An 18,144-nucleotide genomic window follows, 5' to 3' on the forward strand; every position below is an offset into this window, starting at 1 on the left:
CCCCGCACCGGAGGTGACCGACCGATGAGAGCCACGACCCGCGTCCTGCCGCCGCTGCTCGCGCTGCTGCTCGCCGTCGTCGCGGGAGGGGCGGCGGCCCGGTCGGTGGACGCCGCGCCCGACCGCGCGCAGCAGCGCCACGAGGTCGGCTACGACCGGTACTCGATGACGGTCGACGGGGAGCGGGTCCTGCTGTGGGCCGGGGAGTTCCACTACTTCCGCCTGCCGAGCCCGGACCTGTGGCGCGACGTGCTGGAGAAGATCAGGGCGGCGGGGTTCAACGGGGTGTCGCTGTACTTCCACTGGGGCTACCACTCGCCGAAGCAGGGCGTGTACGACTTCACCGGGGTCCGCGACATCGACCGGCTGCTCGCGCTGACCGAGGAGCTGGGCCTGTACGTGGTCGCGCGGCCGGGGCCCTACATCAACGCCGAGACCACCGGCGGCGGGATGCCCGCGTGGCTGAAGCAGGTGCCGGGTCGGGCCAGGTCGAGCGATGACGGGTACACGGCGGCGTACCGGGACTGGCTCGACCGCGTCGACCCGATCATCGCCCGGCACCAGGTCACCAGGGGCGGCTCGGTCATCGCCTACAACGTGGAGAACGAGTACGGCGCGAACGTCGACCCGCTGTACATGGAGCAGTTGCAGCGGACGGCCCGCGAGCACGGCATCGACGTGCCGATCACGCACAACAACTGCTGCGGCGGCACCCTGCCGAACTGGTCGTCCGGCCAGGGCGCGGTGCAGATCCCCGGCGTGGACGACTACCCGCAGTCCTTCGACTGCCCGAACCCGGACACGACCTGGGGTCCGTGGGGCGACGGCATCACCCGGCGCCTGCGCGAGGACGCCCCGGTCTACGCCGCCGAGTACCAGGCGGGCGCCATCGACCTCGCCAACGCGGGGTACGAGAAGTGCGGGCGCCTCACCGGGCCGGACTACATGAGGGTGTTCTACAAGTCCAACGTCGTGGGCAGCGGCGCGACGGTGTTCAACTACTACATGGCCTTCGGCGGCACGTCGTGGGGCTGGCTCCCGCAGCCCAACGACGTCTACACCTCCTACGACTACGGCGCGGCGATCACCGAGGGGCGTCGGCTCACGCCGAAGTACGACGAGTTCAAGCGGCAGGGCTACTTCGTCACCTCGGTGGCACCGCTGGCGAAGACCGACCCGTCCGCCGCGCCCGTGCCCGCCGACCCCGCGGTGGGGACGCGGGCCAGGGCCAACCCCGACACCGGGACGCAGTTCGTCCTGCTGCGGCACGCCGACCGCGCGGACACCGCCGACCTCGCCACGACGCTGGACTGGTCCACCCCGGACGGCCGCTACCGGGTGCCGGTCCGGATCGCCGGACGGGACGCGAAGATCCTCGTGGCGGGCTACGACCTCGGCGGCCAGCGGCTCGTGTGGTCCACGTCGGAGATCCTGACCCACGCGCCCGTCGGCGGCCGGGACGTCGCCGTGCTGCACGGCCGGGACGGCGAGGACGGGTCCACCGTGCTGCGGTACTCCTCCGCACCGTCGGTGCGGGTGCTGGACGGCCGGGTCGCCTCGTCGTTCGACGCCGCCACGGGCGACCTGCGGCTGGACTACCGCCACTCCGGCCTGGCGAGGGTGCTCGTGTCCGGTGGCGGCAGGCCGCCGCTGCTCCTGCTGCTCGCCACCGGCGAGGAGGCCGCGCGGTTCTGGCGGCTGGACACCGGTGGCGGCACGGTCCTCGTCCGCGGCACGGCGCTCGCGCGGTCCGCGAGCGCGGTCGGCGGCACCGTGCGGCTGCGCGCCGACGTCGACCGCGCCGGTGAGGTCGAGGTGTTCGGACCGGCGTCCGCGCGGCGGCTCGTCGTCGGCGGCGAACGGGTGCGGGTCACCCGGACGTCGAGCGGCAGCCTGCTCGGGGAGGTCGCCGGACCCCGGCCGGTGGCGCTGCCGCCGCTGACCGAGTGGCGGCACCGCGTCGACGTCCCCGAGGCGGCTCCGGGGTTCGACGACTCCGGCTGGACGATCGCGGACCGGACCACCACCGAGAGCCCGATCAAGCCCAAGACCCTGCCCGTGCTCTACAGCGGCGACTACGGGTTCCACCACGGGAACGTCTGGTACCGCGGCAGGTTCACCCCCACCGGCGGGGAGACCGCGATCTCGTTGAACGCGATCACCGGACGGCGGGGGATCTACCTGGTGTGGGTCGACGGCCACTACGTCGGCTCGGCGGCCGGGGGCGTCCAGTCCGACTCCGAGCCGGTGAACCCCGATCCGGGCAGGGGCGACTTCACCATCCCGCCGGGCCTGGTCGAACGGGGCCGACCCGTCACGATCTCGGTGCTGGTGGAGAACATGGGCCACAACGACGACTGGACCGCCGACGACACGCGCTTCAAGCAGCCGCGCGGGCTCTTCGGCGCGCGGCTCGTCGGCTCCACGGCGCCGATCTCGTGGCGGGTGCGGGGCGCGGAGGGCGGCGAGGACCTGACCGACCCGGCGCGCGGGCCGCTGAACACCGGCGGTCTGCACGGCGAGCGCGCGGGCTGGCACCTGCCCGGCTACCCGGACCGGACGTGGCAGCGGTCGAGGTCGTTCGCGGACGTGCCGCTCCCCGCCGGGGTGTCCTGGCACCGCACCACGTTCCGGCTCGACCTGCCCGAGGGCCACGACGTCCCGATCGCGCTCCGCTTCGCGCCGGACGGGTCCCCGAACCAGCGGGTGCTGGTCTTCCTCAACGGGTGGAACGTCGGCCAGTACCTCGGCGACCTCGCCGCGCAGCAGGACTTCGTGCTCCCGAACGGGCTGCTGCGCGCGCACGGCGTGAACGCGCTGTCCCTCGCGGTGATCGACACCGACGGCGCGGAGGCCGGGGCGGGCGGGGTCGGCCTGGTGACGACGGGCGCGGTCCGCGGCGGTGTCGCCGTGCGGGACGTGCCCGCCCCTGGGTACGCGGACCTCCACCCGCGGGGGTGAGGGGTTTCCGGTGACCGTGTGGGACGTGCCCGTGCCGGGGTGCGCGGACCTCCACCCACGGGGGTGAGGGGTCTCCGGTGAGCGGCGGTGGCCGCTCACCGGTTCCGGGCCGGGCGCACGCCCGGCGTCAGGCCAGGTGCACGCCCAGTCCGGTCGCGCCCGGAGCCACGTCCGGTCGCAGCACGAGGCGTTCGTCGTAGTCGCCGCCGTTCTGCGTCCGGTACGGGACGGGGTCGGTCGTGGGGATGGCGCGCAGGCGTCCGCGGAGTTCCTCGGCGGCCCCCTCGCCCTCCTCGGGGGTGAACCGGTCCGCGCCGGGGAGCAGCAGCGGGGGCAGCACCCGCGCCCCCGCGTAGAACAGGGTGCCGTGCAGCAGCGGGAACAGCAGCTCGTCGGCGGCGCCGTGGATGCCCCGCCCGCCGTAGGACCACGCGGGCCCGCCCGCCGTCACGACGGCCAGCGCGCGCTTGCCCGCGAGGAACCCGTCCCCGTAGCCGATCCACTCCCCGCCGGGACCGCGCAGCCCGTACGCGTAGCCCTGGAGCCAGACCTTGTCGAACCAGCCCTTGAGGATGGCGGGCATCCCGAACCACCACAGGGGGAACTGGACGACGACCGTGTCCGCCCGGTCGATCTTCTCCTGCTCGGCCCGGACGTCCCGGCTCAGCGCGCCGCTCTCGTAGGCGTGCTTCGCGGCGGCGGCGACCCGGAACCGCTCGGCGGGGTCGTGGGCGTAGCCCTCGGTGTCGACGACGGGGTTCCAGCGCATCGCGTAGAGGTCCGACACCTCGACCTCGTGGCCGTCGGCGGCGAGTGCCCGCCACCCCTCCTTCGCGAGGAAACCGTTGAGCGAGCGGGGATCGGGGTGGGCGAGGATCCAGAGGACGTTCATGCCGTCGATCATCGGACGGCGGGACGGCCGCGACGACTGGCCCGATGGACAACATGTGCGAAGATCGGGCCATGACCGTGTTCGCTCGCGACGGTCGCCACCGCGTGGCGGTCCTGGTTCGCGACGGGGTGCTCCCGTTCGAGCTGAGCACCGTCCACCGGCTGTTCGGCCAGGCCCGCTCGGCCGGTGGCGTCGCGCTCTACGAGGTCGTGACGTGCGCGCCCGTGCCCGGCGAGATCCGGACGGACGCGGACTTCACCGTCTCCGTCGCCCACGGCCCCGAGGCGCTGGCCGAGGCGGACACCGTCGTCGTACCGGGGTCGGAGGCCGACCACGGGCCCTGGGACGGCGCGCTCGACCCGCCGCTGGCCGCCGCGCTGGCCCGGATCCGCCCCGGTGCGCGGATCGCGTCGATCTGCACGGGGTCGTTCGTGCTGGCCGCGGCGGGACTGCTCGCGGGCAAGCGGGCGACCGCGCACTGGCGCTCGTCGGCACGGGCGCGGGAGCGCTTCCCGGACGTCGCGTTCGACCTCGACGTCCTCTACACCGACGACGGCGGCGTGCTCACCTCGGCGGGCGCGGCGTCGGGCATCGACCTGTGCCTGCACATGATCCGCACCGACCACGGCGCCGCGGTCGCCGACGACGTGGCCCGCGGCACGGTCGTCCCGCCGCACCGCGAGGGCGGGCAGGCGCAGTACGTGAAGCGGCCGATGCCGGACCAGCGGACCTCCTCGACCAGCCGGGCGCGCGGGTGGGCGCTCGCGAACCTGCACCGGCCCGTCACGCTGCGGGAACTGGCGGCCCAGGAGTCGACGAGCACGCGGACGTTCACCCGGCGCTTCCGCGACGAGATCGGCACGTCGCCGGGGCGGTGGCTCGTCCACCAGCGCGTGGAACGGGCGTGCGCCCTCCTGGAGCGCACCGACCTGCCCGTCGAGGAGGTGGCCGCCGCCGCCGGGTTCGGCACCGCCGGGTCGCTGCGCCTGCACCTCCAGGCGGAGCTGGGGCTCTCGCCCACCGCCTACCGCGCCGCGTTCCGCGACCGGGGGCGGTGAGCCCGGCACGTGCTGCCCGAGGGCGGAGCGGGCACCGTCCCGTGGGCAGCCCGTGCGTCGCGCCCCCGGTCTCAGGGGGAGCGCGGTGAGATCCGCCCGAGCACCTCGTCCAGGTGCCCCTCGGGCGCGGCGGACGCGTAGTAGCCCCGGTACAGGTCCGTCAGCAGCCGCGCGACACCGTCCGCGTCGGGTTCGGCGCGGTCGGTGATCCCCTTCCACAGGACCAGCATCGGCACCCGGCCGCCCGGCGTCGCGAGGTCGGGCGCGGAGTAGTCGCGCAGCAGGCCCAGCGGGTGCGCTCCCCAGCGGGCGTAGAAGGCGAGGCGCCGCGCGGGGAGCGGGTCGTCCGGTGTCCGCGCGGGGTCCTCCACCTCCAGGACGACCCCGCGGACCGCCCCCTCCGCGCGCAGGTCGGCCGCGACCGCCTCCAGCACGGCCGCTCCCGCGCCGCCGCCGCGCGTGGACGGCGCCACGGCCAGGTACTCCAGGTAGGCGGTGGCGGACCGGGTGAGCAGGAGCGCCGTCGCGAACCCGACCACGGTCCCGTCGGCGGCCCGCGCGATCCACAGCCACGTGCTGTCGCGGCGGGAGACGGTGTCGTGCGGGCCGCGCTCGCTCGGCGGGAACGCCTCCCGCCAGATCGCCCTGATCCGCTGGAGATCGGACTCGGGGACGGTGTCCCAGCCCTGCCGCCGCACCGATGGCGGGGTCGGGCCGTTCGCGCTCGTCGTCATCGGCCACGGCTCCTCGTCGGTGACGGGTGGTCGCGCTGATTGTCGGCGGTGCCACCCTGTCCGGCGACCGGGACCCCGGTCGCCGGACCAGGTGGCACGACCGGCTCGACGTGGTCCGGGCCTTCGCCCTCGCCGCCGAACGGCTCGGCTTCGACGGCGTCGAGCCGCACGACCCCTCCTCGACCTGGTCGCCGTGGGCCGCCTGCTCATCGCCGGCCCCGGCCGGGCGGCCGAGACGCCTGCGAGCCGCGAGGGCGGGACCACCGCCTCCACGGCGCCGGCCACCGTGCGCCGACGAGGTCGGTGGGGCCACAACACTTCCACAACGTTCCCCACCGGTCGCGCCGGTCACCATCCCCCTGGACCGAGAGACCGGAGGAGGACCGATGCTCGTGCGACACGCCGCGACGCTCGCGACCGCGCTGGCCCTGGCGGGCTGCGCGTCGGCCCCTCCGGAGGAACCGACACCGGTGGTGCTGGCCGGTGCGGACCTGCGCCTGCCGCTCGACGAGTACCTGCTGTCACCCGACCAGCTGAACGACCTGGGCCGGGCGCGGGTCGTGCTGACCCGCGAGTGCATGCGGGAAGCCGGGTTCGACTACCCGCCCGAGGGCGAGCGGGTCGACGTCGGGCTGCGCGGTTGGAACGAGCGTCGGTACGGCATCACCGACGAGGCCACGGCCGCCGTCGACGGGTACGGGGTGGGGGAGAGCGCCCCGGTGGGGTCCCGGACCGAGCCGACGCCGGAGGAACGGGTGGCGCTGGAGGGGGCGGGCGGCTGCATCGAGCGCGTCGAGGACGGGCAGCGCCGGAGCAGGCGGCCCGGTCTCGACCGCGAGCTCGCGCTCCGGCTCGCCGGGGAGAGCTTCACCCGTTCCCGCGAAGCCCCGCGCGTGCGCGCCGTCGTCGAGGCGTGGTCGGCGTGCGTGCGCGCGCGGGGCTTCGACTACCCCGATCCGCTGGCCCCCTCCTCCGACGCCCGGTTCGCCGGTCCGGCGACCCCCGACGAGCTGGCCGTGGCCGCGGCGGACCTCGCCTGCAAGGAGGAGACCAACCTCGTCGGCGTGTGGTTCGACGAGGAGCGGTCGATCCAGCGCGACCTCGTCGCGGCCAACCGCGCCGCGCTGGCCGAGGTGCGGGAGGCCAACGCGGCGGACGTCGAGCAGGCCCGCCGGTCGCTCGGCCCCTGAGACGGCGCGGCCGCACGGGCCGCGTGAGAGAGGAACACGACCATGCGCAACACCTTCACCCGACTGGGACCGCTGCTGGGCGCTGCCGCGCTGGCGGTGGTCGGCTTCACCGGCACGGCGGCGGCGGGTCCGGCCGCGTCGACCAGCGACACCGTGGCGGTGACCACGGCGGACGCGAAGTCGAGCCCCGTCCGCGCCAGAACCGACGCCAAGGCGCAAGCCTTCTTCAACGGCTACTGCGAGTACTTCGAGCTGTGCATGTTCCACCTGAACGGCTTCCAGGGCAGCGGGATCGACTTCCCGGCCTTCGTGGGCTTCACCGAGTCGACCTACGTCGACAACGCCTTCGTGTCACCCGGCCAGGGCCAGGGGCAGAGCCCCGCGAACAACGCCCGCAGCCTGTTCAACGCGGACCCGTTCTACTCCGTGCTCGGGTGCATCGGCGAGAACCTGACGGGCATGTGCGCCTTCCAGCCACCGCTCACCGGCGGTGACCTGTTCCCGGACTACTTCCTGAACCTGGAGTCGCACGCCTACTGATCGACCGCGAACCCGGTGGGGCCCGCCTCGGCGGGCCCCACCGCCACGTCCGACCGGGTCAGCGCGACAGGCAGGCCAGTTCCGCCCTGATCCGGTCCGCGGCGGCCAGCCCCAGGTCGGTGTAGATCGCGATGGCGCTGTCGTAGTGCGGGCGCGCGGCGGCCGCCCCGGTCGTCCTGGCCAGGCCGTGGTGGGCGCGGGCGACCTGCTCGTGGGCGCCGATCCGGGTGGCCGCGGCCAAGGCCTCGGCGTGGTTCGCGCGGGCTGCGGCGGTGCTCCCGCTCGCCTGGAGCGCCTCGCCGAGCCCGTTGAGCGACCAGGCTTCGCCGTCGCGGTCCCCGTACCGGCGGAACAGGTCGAGCGACCGCCGGTGGTGGGCCGCGGCGTCGTACGGACGGCCGCGCAGCGTCTCGGCCCTGCCGAGGCCGTCGACCGCCCACGCCTCGCTGTCGCGGTGGCCGAACAGCGCGAACAGCTCGGCCGCCTCGGTGTGCAGCTCGACGGCCTCCGCCAGGTCGCCCGAGGCCGCGGCCACCTCCGCCAGGCCGACCTTCACCCACGCCTCGCCGAAGCGGTGCCCGGTCCGGCGGTGCAGCAGCAGCGCCTGCCGCAGGTGGTCCCGGCCCACGTCCCTGCGACCGGTCCTGGCCTCGATCGTGCCGAGCCTGGTCAGCACGTGCGCGGGGCCGCCGACGTCGCCGGTCCCGCGGTACCTGGCCAGCGCTCCCGCGTAGTGGTCGAGCGCCGTGCCGTACCGGCCGCTCCGCTCCTCCAGCATCCCGACGGTGCCGAGCGCCCGCGCCTGGCCGAGCGGGTCGCCGACCTCGGAGAACAGCGCGAACGCCGTCCACATGTCCGCGGCGGCGACCTCAGGCCGACCGGCCTGCATGTGGGCACCGGCCAGTGCGACGAGCACGTGCGCCTCGGCGGCGCGGTCACCGGTGGCCCGCGCCGCCGCCCTGGCGTGCCCGTGCACCGCCAGCGCCACCGTGTCGGGGTAGCCGTCGAGGAAGCGGAACAGCAGCCTGGACAGGCGGACGGCGTGCTCCGGCACGCCCGCCGTCGCCGCGTGCGCGGCCAGCGCCTGCACGGCGGCCAGTTCGGCGTCCAGCCACTCGCGCGCCTCGACGGTGCCGCGCAGGTCCGGCACCGGGCCCGTCGAGGCGGCCACGGTCGGGCGGCGGTCGGCCTCGCCGGGGTAGAGCAGGTCCATCGCCGCGGCGGCGGTGGCGAGGTAGTAGTCGTAGACCCGGTCGAGCGCGGCGCGCTCGTCGCGCCCGGTCTCCGCGGCGTAGGCCTTCAGCAGGTCGTGCATGCCGTACCGGTCGACGCCGGCGGGCTGCACCAGGTGCGCGCGGGCCAGGGTGTCCAGGGTGGTCCTGGCCTCGTCGAGCGGACGGTCGACCAGTGCGGCGAGCACGTGGGCGTCGAACACCGGCGCCGGGTGGCGGCCGAGCGCGGCGAAGGCGCGGACGACCTCGGCGTCGAGCTGCCGCAGCGACCAGGAGAACACCGTCCGCACCGCGGCCCGCTGGTCGCCACCGCCGCTGAACAGGTCGAGGGTGCGCTGGGCGGCGCTCAGCTCGTCCACCAGCCGGGACAGCGTCGTGGCTGGCCGGGACGCGGCGAGTTCGGCCGCGAGGCGCAGGGCCAGCGGCAGCCGCACGCACCGCTCGGTCAGCGCGGCGGCCGACCCGGGGTCGTCGTCGACGCGGGAGCCGACGAGCCCGCGCACCAGCGCGACGGCGTCGCGGGCGGGCAACCGGTCCACCACGAGCCGGTGAGCGCCGTGCAGGGCGACGAGCCCGGCGAGGGAGTCGCGGCTGGTCACCACCACGGCGCAGGAGCGGGTGCCCGGCAGCAGCGGCCGGACCTGCTCGACGGTGGCGGCGTTGTCCAGCACGACCAGCATCCGCCTGCCGGACACCTCGGTGCGGAACCGGGCCGCGCGCTCGGCCAGCCCGAGCGGCACCTCCCCGCCGGGGGGCAGCAGCGCGGTCAGGAACGCGGCCAGCCCGTCGGCGGGCGACACCGGCTGGTCCGGGTCGTACCCGCGCAGGTCCAGGTAGAGCTGCCCGTCCGGGAAGCGGTCCCGGACCCGGTGCCCCCAGCGCACGGCCGTCGCCGTCTTGCCTGCCCCGGCCGTGCCGACCAGGCAGACGATCACCGGTTCCCGGCCGGTGCCCGCGGCGAGCCGGTCCAGCTCGGCCAGCTCACCCGCCCGCCCGGTGAACGCGGCGACGTCGGCGGGGAGCTGCGCGGGCACCGACGGCACGGCCCGCGGCGGCAGCTCGTTGCGCAGGACGGCCTCGTGCGCGGCGGACAGCTCGGGGCCGGGGTCCGCGCCCAGCTCGTCGCGCAGCGCCCGGCGGATCCGGTCGTGGTGGGCGAGCGCGTCGGCACCGCGACCCACGGCGTGCAGCGCCCGCATCAGCGTCGCGACCGCCGCCTCCTGCAACGGGTGCTCGTCGACCAGCTCGCTCAGCTGCGTGATCGTCGAGGCCGCGCCGCCCGCGCGGATCTCGGCACCCGCCCAGGCCAGGACGGCGGTGGCGTACTCGTGGCGCAGGGCGTCGCGGGTGCGCTCGGCCCAGTCGCCCCGCAGTCCCGCCAGCGGCTCGCCGCGCCAGAGCCCCAGTGCCGCGCGCAGCGCCGCGCGGTCGGCCGACCCCACCCGCAGCGCGCCGCGGAAGCGGAACAGGTCGACCTGCTCGGGCCGGACGTCGAGCCGGTAGCCGCCCGACTCCCGGACCAGCGCGGCGCTTCCCGGTTCGGCCCGGTCGAGCGCGCGCCGGATGCGGGTGATGTGCGCCTGGAGGGACCGCCGGACCTGCTGGGGCGCGGACTCGCCCCAGACCCGGTCCACCAGCGTGTCGACGCCGACCGTGCGACCGGCCTCCAGCAGCAGCACCGCCAGCACCGCCTGCTGGCGCGGCTCACCGACGGCCACGGCCCGTCCGGCCGCGCACAGCCGGATCGGCCCCAGGACCAGAAACTCCACGCCGGCCCCCCAGACGGTCGGTACGCGTGCTCCTCGACCCCCGCATGGTAGGTGCCGGGATCGTGCCCGTCGTGCGGTTTCGCGGCCTGCTCCGGTTACCCGTAGACCCAGCCGCGGTAGGCGTCCAGGTCGACGTTGCCGCCGCACACGACGGTGACCACGTGCCCGCCCGCGAACCGGTCGGGGTCCTCCAGGACGGCGGCGACGCCGAGGGCGGCCGAGGGCTCGACGACCAGGCCCGTGTGCTCCAGGAGCAGCCGCACACCGGTGACGATCGACGACTCCCGGACGAGGACGGCGTCGTCGGCCACCGCGAGCAGGTCGTCCAGGACCTCCGGGATGGGGAAGCGGCCCGCGACGCCGTCGGCGACGGTGTCGGTCGAGTCGGTGGTGACGACGCGGCGCTCGTGCCAGGAGCGGGTCATGGCGGGCGCGCCCGCGGGCTGCACGCAGACCACCTCGACCGCCGGAGCCAGGGTCTTCAGCACGTAGCCCACGCCGGTGGCCAGCGCACCACCGCCCAGGGCGATCAGCACGGTGTCGAACGCCGGGGCCCCGTCCACCAGTTCGAGGCCGATCGTCGCGGCCCCCTCGCAGGTCTCCACGTCCAGGCTGTCCTCGACCAGCCGGACGCCGCGCAGCCGCGCGATGTCCGCCGCCCGCTCGCGGGCCGTCTCGATGTCGCCGTCCACCAGCTCCAGCTCCGCGCCCAGCGCCCGGATCCGGTCGAGCTTCACGGCAGGTGCCCCGCGCGACGCCACGACCGTCACGTCCAGGCCGCGGCGGCGACCGGACCAGGCGAGCGCCTGGCCCAGGTTGCCCGCGCTGGCGCACACCGCGGCCGTCCCGCCCCGCTCGACCAGCAGGCTCGTCACGAGTTCGGTGCCGCGGCCCTTGAAGCTGCGGACCGGGTTCGCCGTTTCGAGCTTGACGCTCACCGCGCAGCCGAGCCGGCGGCCGAGCGCGTCGCACCGGTACAGCGGGGAGTCCAGGAACACCGGGTCGACCAGCTGGCGGGCGGCGTGGATCCGGTCGAGGTCGAGGCGAGTCCTGAGCACGCCGGGACCGTACCCACCCGAGGTCGCGGGCGCCCCGTTCGATCGCGGCCGTGCCACGCCGTTTGCGCGTGCCGTCGCCGGGTACGCCGAGCGGGTCGTCGAAAGCCGAGGGGGACTGCCGTGTCGGTCGAGGAGCGTGTCGGCGCGGAGTTCGGGGTTCCACGGGCCGAGCGGGCGCGGGCGGTGCGCGTGGTCGCGGCGGTGGCGTCGAACGCGGACGAGTGCCGCGAGGTGCTGACCATGCTCGGGCTGGACCCGCGGGAGGCGCGGGCCGTGCCGGACCGGATCGACCCGGACACGTCCGGTCGGTAGGCGGAATAGCGGTCACCCCGCGCTCGTTGCACCAGAGCTGCCCCTCGGGCAGCCACCCCCCACCGAACCCGCGTCTCGTTCGAGCGGGTGCGAGCCTGCGAGGAGAGGTCATGCCGTTGAGGTCGGGAACGAGCACGTCGACGCGTCCGGCCGCGGTGCGCCGGTCGCCGGAGGCGGATCCGCTGGGCCACTACCTGCGCGAGATCGGCTCGACGCCGCTGCTGACCGCCGGGGAGGAGGTCGACCTGGCCAAGCGGATCGAGGCGGGCGTCTACGCCGAGGAGCTGCTGCGCCGCGCCGAGGCCGAGCCGCTGACCCCGCGACGGCGCCGCGACCTGCGCGCGGTGGTGGCCGACGGCCTGCGAGCCAAGGACCACATGATCCGGGCGAACCTGCGCCTGGTCGTGTCGGTCGCCAAGAAGCACGCCTTCCGCGGCCTGCCGCTGCTGGACGTGGTCCAGGAGGGCAACCTCGGCCTGATCCGCGCGGTCGAGAAGTTCGACCACACCAAGGGGTTCAAGTTCTCCACCTACGCCGTCTGGTGGATCCGCCAGGCCGTCGAACGCGGCCTGGCCGACCAGTCCCGCACCATCCGCATCCCCGTCCACGTGACGGAGGAGCTGGGCAAGCTCCAGAAGGTCGAGCGGCGGCTGCGGGCCGAGTCCGACCGCGACCCGACCCCCGAGGAGATCGCGCGGGCGGCCGGGGTGGCGGTGGGCCGGGTCGTGGAGCTGCGGTCCGCGGCACGGGCCACGCTCAGCCTGGAGACCCCGGTCGGCGAGGACGGCGGCACGTCGGTCGCCGACCTGATCGAGGACACCGACGCCGTGCGGGCGGAGGACGTCGTCGAGCAGGAGGCGGTGGCCGCGGAGCTGCGCGCGCTGGTGGACACGCTGCCGGAGCGGCAGGCGCGGATCGTGGCTCGGCGGTTCGGGTTGGCCGACGGTCGCGCGCACACGCTCCAGGAGGTCGCTGACGATCTGGGGTTGACGCGCGAGCGGATTCGGCAGTTGGAGAAGGAGTCGCTGCGGTTGTTGCGCGACCCGGAGCGCAGCGGTGCGTTGCAGGCGTTGACGGCCTGAGGTTCGCTGGTCAGCGGCGGTCGTCGTCCAGCGGGACGGCCCACCGCTGGTCGGCGACGTCCGCCGGGTCGGCCTCCACGTCGCCGACCTCACCGCCGAACACCTCGGCGTGACCGTCGTCGTCGGTCGGAGCGAGCTGCTCCAGGACATCGGCCTCGGCGGCGTCGTCGGCCAGGGGCCCGGGTTCGGGTGCGGTCATCGTCGCCCTCCTGCTCGGTGCGGTACCCGCCTCGGCTACCCGTGGCACCGCGACGGTAACCGCGCCCGTCGGCAGGCCGGGCCACCGCACCGGCGGGACCGGGCGGTCGAAACGCGGTCGCTCCGCCGCCGCGCTCCGTGCGACCCTTCCGCGTCGTGGACGACGGATTCGAGGAACTGGTCGCGGAGGCCGCCGCGGTCGACGTCACGGGCTGGGACTTCTCCTGGCTCGACGGGCGCGCCACCGAGGAGCGGCCACCCTGGGGCTACCAGCGGCTGATGGGCGAGCGGATCGGTCGCGCGGAGGTGAGCCTCGACGTCCAGACCGGTGGCGGCGAGGTGCTGGCGGGTGTCCCGCAGCGCGCGGCCAAGGGCATGGTCGCGACCGAGTCGTGGCCGCCGAACGTCGAGCGGGCCCAGCGGAACCTGCGGGACAAGGGCGTCGTCGTGGTCGCCGACGGGGACGAGCCGCCGCTGCCGTTCGCCGACGGCACCTTCGACCTGGTCACCAGCCGCCACCCGGTGACCGCCCACTGGGGTGAGGTCGCCCGCGTCCTGGCTCCGGGCGGCACCTACCTCTCCCAGCAGGTCGGCCCGGACAGCGGCCACGAGGTCTACGACTTCTTCCTCGGCCCCCAGCCCCTCGGCCGGAGCCGCCGCGAGGCGGAGCTGGCGGAGACCGGGGCGCGGGAGGCCGGGCTGGAGGTGCTGGACCTGCGGACCGCCGAGCTGAGGATGGAGTTCTCCGACGTCGGGGCGATGGTCTACTTCCTGCGCAAGGTGATCTGGTTCGTCCCGGACTTCACCGTCGAGAAGTACCTCGACCGCCTGCGGGCGCTGCACGAGCGGATCGGGGCGGACGGCCCGTTCGTCGCCCACTCCCGCCGCTTCCTCATCGAGGCGCGCAAACCGCTCGACGGCTGAGCCCGCCCGCTGCCTCAGAAGACCTCGCGACGCGGCTCGCGGGCGCGCACCTCGTCCAGGTCGGACAGGCGCTGGAGCCCCTGCACGGCGCGGGACATCCGGTGGTTGCCGCGCAGCCGGGCGGCGTGCCGGTCCAGCCACGCCCAGTAGCCCGCGGTGAACGGGCACGCCCGCTCGCCGGTGCGCTTCTTCGGGTCGAACCAGCAGCCGCGGCAGTGGTCGGTCATCCGGTTGAGGTACGCGCCGCCGCTCAGGTACGGCTTGGTCGCGATGAGACCGCCGTCGGCGTGCTGGCTCATGCCCACCACGTTCACCGGCATGACCCACGGGAAACCGTCCACGAAGGACGTGACGAACCAGTCGTTGAGCGCGGCCGGGTCGTAGCCCCGTTGCAGGGCGTGGTTGCCGAGCACCATCAACCGCTGGATGTGGTGCACCCACCCGTGGTCGCGGACGCCCTCCAGCGCCGTCCGCACGCACGCGGCCCGCACGCCGCCGGGCCGCAGCTCGCGCCACCAGTCCGGCAGCGGCGTGGTGGCGCGGAACTCGTTGTGCCGCCGGTACTCCGGACCCAGGTGCCAGTAGAGGTGCCACACGTACTCGCGCCACCCCAGCACCTGCCGCACGAACCCCTCGACGCTCGCCGTCGGCGCGGTGCCCGCCCGGTAGGCGGCCTCGGCCGCGCGCACGACCTCCAGCGGGTGCAGCAGGCCGTGGTTGAGCGGCACGGACAGCAGCGAGTGCGCCATCGTCGGGTCGCGGGTGAGCACGGCGTCCTCGTGCGGACCGAAGTGCGGCAACCGGTCCCGCACGAACGTCTCCAGCGCGGCCAGCGCCTCCCGCCGCGTGATCGCGAACCAGCGCGGGCCGTCCACGCCCACCGTCGGCAGGTCCATCGCGTCCAGGTCCGCGCGCACCGCGGCGTCGACGGAGTCCTCCTCCGGCCACCACGGCTCCGGCACGTCCAGCCCGGCCGCCCTCGGCGGTGGCTCGCGGTTGTCCGCGTCGTGGTTCCACCGGCCGCCGACCGGGTCGCCGCCGTCGAGCAGCACGCCGAACCGGCGGCGCTGCTCCCGGTAGAAGTCCTCCATCACGAACGAGGTCCGCCCGGCCGCCCAGTCGGTGAACTCCCGGCGCTCCAGCGCGAACGCGGGCGTGGGCAGCACCTCGACCCCCAGCCGCCGCAGCAGCGCCTCCGCGGCGCGCGACCCCGGCTGGTAGGCGACCAGGGGCTTGCCGAACCCGCGCACGGCGTCCGCGTACGTCTCGGCGCGGACGACGGTCGCGCGGTCGCCCAGCTCGGCGGCGAGGTGCCGGATGCCGGACAGCACGAGGTGCAGCTTCTGCCGGTGGTACGGCCTGCGCCGCAGCGCCGCGGCGGACTCGACGAGCAGGACCTCCCCGGTGTGCTCGGAGTGGAAGTGCGGGCCCAACTGGTCGCCGAACAGCAGCAGCGCCGTCACCGGACCGCTGTTCCCGCCAGGACGGTGCTGATCACGGCTCGACGCTAGGGCGCGCGCCGCGCTCCCGCACGACGGGCGGACCACGGCCCCACGGTCGGGCGACCCGGCGGTCGGCCGTGGAGCACGACGGGTGCCGCGGGCACAGACTGGTCGGCGTGCCGATGCTGCCCGTTCCGCCCGCCGACCAGCCCGGTGTGCTCGACTGGGTGCGCCTGCACCTGGGAGACCTGACCCGCGAACCGGGGGGAGCCGTCGCGGCGTCGGCGTTCGCCGGGGGGCAGGGGGCCGCGGACGCCGCACTCGCCCGCCTCGACGTGACCGGGTACGCGAGCACCCGCGGCACCGTGCTGCCCCGGTCCGAGCGCGGGGCCAGCCGGATGTCGCCCTACCTCCGCCACGGTCTGGTCACGCTGCCGGAGGTGTGGTCGGCCGTGGACGGCGCGCCGGAGCGGGACCGGGTGAAGTACCGCGACGAGCTGCTGTGGCAGGAGTACGCCCGCCACCTGTACTCCCGGCTGGGTGAGCGGACCGCCCGGCCGCTGCGCTACCGGCAGCCGAGCACCGGAGCCGGGTGGTCGCGGGACCCGTGGCCGGGGGACATGGCGTGCGTGTCGGCGATGGTGACGGAGCTGCACCGGGACGGCTGGCTCGTGAACCAGGCGCGGATGTGGCTGGCCTCGCAGTGGGCCGTGCGCGCGGGCCGGGACTGGGCGCAGGGCGAGGACGAGATGTTCGCGCACCTGGTGGACGGCTCCCGCGCGGCGAACCGGCTCGGCTGGCAGTGGACGGTGGGCACGGGCAGCGGCAAGCCCTACGGTTTCAGCCGCGGGCAGGTCGAGCGGCGGGCGCCGTCGCTGTGCGCGTCGTGCCCGCTGGCCGCGGACTGCCCGGTGGAGTCGTGGCCGGACGCGGAACCCGGTCCGCCGGTGGACGGGCCCGACCTGGGCCGGGCGCCCGTCCCGGCGGGTCCGGCGCGCGTCGAGGGCGGCGGTGGTGAGGTGGTGTGGCTGACGGCGGAGTCGCTGGGCGACCGCGACCCGGCGCTGGCCGCCGTACCGGACCGGCCCGCGGTGTTCGTGTTCGACGAGCCGCTGCTGGCCCGGTTGCGGCTGTCCGGGACCAGGCTGGTGTTCCTCGCGCAGACCCTCGGTGAACTGGCGGCCACCCGGCCCGTGCGGGTGCACCGGGGCCGTCCGGCGGAGGAGCTGGCCGGGCGGAGCGTCGCGGCGACCTGGACCCCGGTCCCCGGCTGGCAGCGGATCGCGCGGGCGGTGCGGCCGGTCGAGGTGCACCCGTGGCCCTGGTTGATCAGGCCCGAGTCGTTCGCCCTGCGGTCGTACAGCGCGTGGCGCCGCCACGCACGGCCGCGCTGACAGGGCACTCCGGTCCTCCGACGACGGACCTTCGGACCTGTTCGCGGTCCTGGTCCCCGCGCACGCTGGAACCACGCCCGCGTGCGGTCGGCCGTCGGATCGACGCGCGGCGGTGGGGGCAGTCACCGTCCACAGCGGGAAGGACCTGTCATGACCGGAGGACCCGCACCGATCGTGGTCGGCGTCGACGGATCGAGTTCCGCGCTCGACGCCGTGGCGTGGGCCGCGCAGGAGTCCGCTCGGCACGGCGTGCGGCTGCGCCTGGTGCACGCGCTGTTCGTGCCCGTCCGGGGCTACCCCGAACTCCTGGTCACCGAGTACGAGGTGCGCCGGGCGGTGGAGGAGCAGGCCGACGCCTGGCTCGCCGCGGCCGAGGAGGCGGCGAGGACCGCCGCGCCCACCGTCGACGTCGAGGCCGTCACGCCGTTCGGGTCGGTGGTGCCGGTGCTCGTCGGCGAGTCCCGCCGCGCCAGGATGATCGTCCTCGGCTCGCAGGGGCTGGGCGGCTTCACCGGTCTGCTGGTCGGTTCCACGGCGGTGGGGCTGTCGGCTCACGGGGAGTGCCCGGTGGTGGTCGTCCGCGGCACACCCCCCGAGGGTGGTCCGGTCGTCGTCGGGGTGGACGGGTCTCCCGCCAGCGAGGCCGCGATCGAGTTCGCGTTCGACGCGGCGTCGACGCGCGGGGCGTCGCTGACGGCGGTGATGACGTGGACCGACTTCCTGGTCGGCAGCCCGTACGACGAGGCGCGGCAGGCGATCGACTGGGAGGAGGTGGAGCAGGCCGAGCGGCGGTTGCTCGCGCAGCGGATGGCCGGGTGGCAGGAGAAGTACCCGGACGTCCACGTCGACCGCCTCGTCGTGCGGGACCGGCCGGTCCGCGCGCTGCTGAGGCTGGCGCGGGACGCGCGGCTCCTCGTCGTGGGCAGCCGGGGGCACGGCGGGTTCGCCGGGATGCTGCTGGGCTCGACCAGCCAGGCGCTGGTCTACCACGCCCCGTGCCCGCTCGCGGTGGTCCGACCGGACCCGCGCAGGCCGGGGTAGCGCGCGGAGCGGGGTGGGCCCGCACGGCGCGGCGGGCTGCCGGAGGAGGAGACGCGCGGATGGTGCACGGGCCCGAGCCCGGTGGTGGCGGCGCGGAGGTGAGCCTCGCCGGGTTGCGCTTGGACGAGCTGCTCGGCGAGGTGGGTGAGCGGCTGACCGAGATCGCCACGACCCGCGACCAGATGCGGAGCCTGCTGGACGCGGTGCTGGCGGTGGGGTCGGGGCTGGAGCTGGATTCGACGCTCCAGCGGATCGTGGACGCGGCGGTGGAGCTGGTGGGTGCGCGGTACGGGGCGTTGGGTGTGTTGGGGACCAGG

The 18,144-nt window shown here is 75.4% G+C and carries 15 protein-coding genes and 1 pseudogene; 10 read left to right on the forward strand and 6 right to left on the reverse strand.

All coding sequences use genetic code 11. The features are described 5' to 3' along the window. Window positions 1–24 precede the first annotated feature (24 nt). Window positions 25–2,961 carry a beta-galactosidase gene (locus VFZ92_RS25480; protein WP_330878553.1) on the forward strand — a complete coding sequence of 979 codons (2,937 nt, stop codon included), beginning with the start codon at window positions 25–27 and terminating at the stop codon, window positions 2,959–2,961. Window positions 2,962–3,088: 127 nt separating this feature from the next. On the opposite strand, the gene VFZ92_RS25485 is transcribed toward VFZ92_RS25480, so the two are convergent. Then, window positions 3,089–3,853 carry an NAD(P)H-dependent oxidoreductase gene (locus VFZ92_RS25485; protein ID WP_330878554.1) on the reverse strand — a complete coding sequence of 255 codons (765 nt, stop codon included), beginning with the start codon at window positions 3,851–3,853 and terminating at the stop codon, window positions 3,089–3,091. Window positions 3,854–3,897: 44 nt separating this feature from the next. On the opposite strand from VFZ92_RS25485, the gene VFZ92_RS25490 reads away from it, so the two are divergent. Next, on the forward strand, window positions 3,898–4,911 hold the full coding sequence (locus tag VFZ92_RS25490) for a GlxA family transcriptional regulator (protein WP_330878555.1): 1,014 nt from the start codon (window positions 3,898–3,900) through the stop codon (window positions 4,909–4,911). 71 nt (window positions 4,912–4,982) lie between these two features. Here the strand turns inward: VFZ92_RS25490 and VFZ92_RS25495 are convergent, their stop codons facing one another. After that, the gene (locus VFZ92_RS25495; RefSeq protein WP_330878556.1) at window positions 4,983–5,645 is read right to left on the reverse strand and encodes a GNAT family N-acetyltransferase; all 663 of its coding nucleotides are present in this window, start codon (window positions 5,643–5,645) and stop codon (window positions 4,983–4,985) included. Window positions 5,646–6,031: 386 nt separating this feature from the next. On the opposite strand from VFZ92_RS25495, the gene VFZ92_RS25500 reads away from it, so the two are divergent. Together VFZ92_RS25500 and VFZ92_RS25505 are read left to right on the forward strand one after the other, a co-directional pair. Then, window positions 6,032–6,835 (forward strand): hypothetical protein, encoded by an 804-nt coding sequence (locus VFZ92_RS25500; protein ID WP_330878557.1) that lies wholly within the window; start codon window positions 6,032–6,034, stop codon window positions 6,833–6,835. A gap of 42 nt (window positions 6,836–6,877) precedes the next feature. Next, on the forward strand, window positions 6,878–7,375 hold the full coding sequence (locus VFZ92_RS25505) for a hypothetical protein (RefSeq protein WP_330878558.1): 498 nt from the start codon (window positions 6,878–6,880) through the stop codon (window positions 7,373–7,375). Between the two features lie 58 nt (window positions 7,376–7,433). On the opposite strand, the gene VFZ92_RS25510 is transcribed toward VFZ92_RS25505, so the two are convergent. Both VFZ92_RS25510 and VFZ92_RS25515 read right to left on the reverse strand, forming a co-directional pair. Then, on the reverse strand, window positions 7,434–10,376 hold the full coding sequence (locus tag VFZ92_RS25510; RefSeq protein WP_330878559.1) for an AfsR/SARP family transcriptional regulator: 2,943 nt from the start codon (window positions 10,374–10,376) through the stop codon (window positions 7,434–7,436). A gap of 95 nt (window positions 10,377–10,471) precedes the next feature. Further along, window positions 10,472–11,434 carry a threonine ammonia-lyase gene (locus VFZ92_RS25515; protein ID WP_330878560.1) on the reverse strand — a complete coding sequence of 321 codons (963 nt, stop codon included), beginning with the start codon at window positions 11,432–11,434 and terminating at the stop codon, window positions 10,472–10,474. A 120-nt stretch (window positions 11,435–11,554) separates the two neighbouring features. Here VFZ92_RS25515 and VFZ92_RS25520 point away from each other — a divergent pair, with 120 nt between their 5' ends. Together VFZ92_RS25520 and VFZ92_RS25525 are read left to right on the forward strand one after the other, a co-directional pair. Then, the gene (locus VFZ92_RS25520; protein WP_330878561.1) at window positions 11,555–11,746 is read left to right on the forward strand and encodes a hypothetical protein; all 192 of its coding nucleotides are present in this window, start codon (window positions 11,555–11,557) and stop codon (window positions 11,744–11,746) included. A gap of 110 nt (window positions 11,747–11,856) precedes the next feature. Next, entirely contained in the window at window positions 11,857–12,828 is a 972-nt protein-coding gene (locus tag VFZ92_RS25525) for a sigma-70 family RNA polymerase sigma factor (protein ID WP_330878562.1), read from the forward strand. 10 nt (window positions 12,829–12,838) lie between these two features. Here VFZ92_RS25525 and VFZ92_RS25530 read toward each other — a convergent pair whose 3' ends face one another. After that, on the reverse strand, window positions 12,839–13,027 hold the full coding sequence (locus VFZ92_RS25530) for a hypothetical protein (RefSeq protein ID WP_330878563.1): 189 nt from the start codon (window positions 13,025–13,027) through the stop codon (window positions 12,839–12,841). Window positions 13,028–13,182: 155 nt separating this feature from the next. Here VFZ92_RS25530 and VFZ92_RS25535 point away from each other — a divergent pair, with 155 nt between their 5' ends. Next, window positions 13,183–13,950, forward strand: a complete 768-nt coding sequence (locus VFZ92_RS25535; protein WP_330878564.1) for a class I SAM-dependent methyltransferase — start codon at window positions 13,183–13,185, stop codon at window positions 13,948–13,950. Between the two features lie 14 nt (window positions 13,951–13,964). On the opposite strand, the gene VFZ92_RS25540 is transcribed toward VFZ92_RS25535, so the two are convergent. Next, a complete protein-coding gene (locus VFZ92_RS25540; RefSeq protein ID WP_330878565.1) occupies window positions 13,965–15,413 on the reverse strand; it encodes a cryptochrome/photolyase family protein in 1,449 nt (482 codons plus the stop codon). A 161-nt stretch (window positions 15,414–15,574) separates the two neighbouring features. Between VFZ92_RS25540 and VFZ92_RS25545 the strand changes: the two genes are divergently transcribed. The 3 genes and pseudogenes from VFZ92_RS25545 to VFZ92_RS25555 form a co-directional block, all read left to right on the forward strand. Continuing rightward, entirely contained in the window at window positions 15,575–16,786 is a 1,212-nt protein-coding gene (locus VFZ92_RS25545) for an FAD-binding domain-containing protein (RefSeq protein WP_330878567.1), read from the forward strand. A gap of 150 nt (window positions 16,787–16,936) precedes the next feature. Further along, window positions 16,937–17,827 carry a universal stress protein gene (locus tag VFZ92_RS25550; protein ID WP_330878566.1) on the forward strand — a complete coding sequence of 297 codons (891 nt, stop codon included), beginning with the start codon at window positions 16,937–16,939 and terminating at the stop codon, window positions 17,825–17,827. Between the two features lie 59 nt (window positions 17,828–17,886). Further along, window positions 17,887–18,144 (forward strand): annotated as a pseudogene (locus VFZ92_RS25555) (histidine kinase); the annotation flags it as partial.

The organism is Umezawaea sp. (genome assembly GCF_036375055.1).
In the GTDB taxonomy this organism is placed as follows: domain Bacteria; phylum Actinomycetota; class Actinomycetes; order Mycobacteriales; family Pseudonocardiaceae; genus Umezawaea.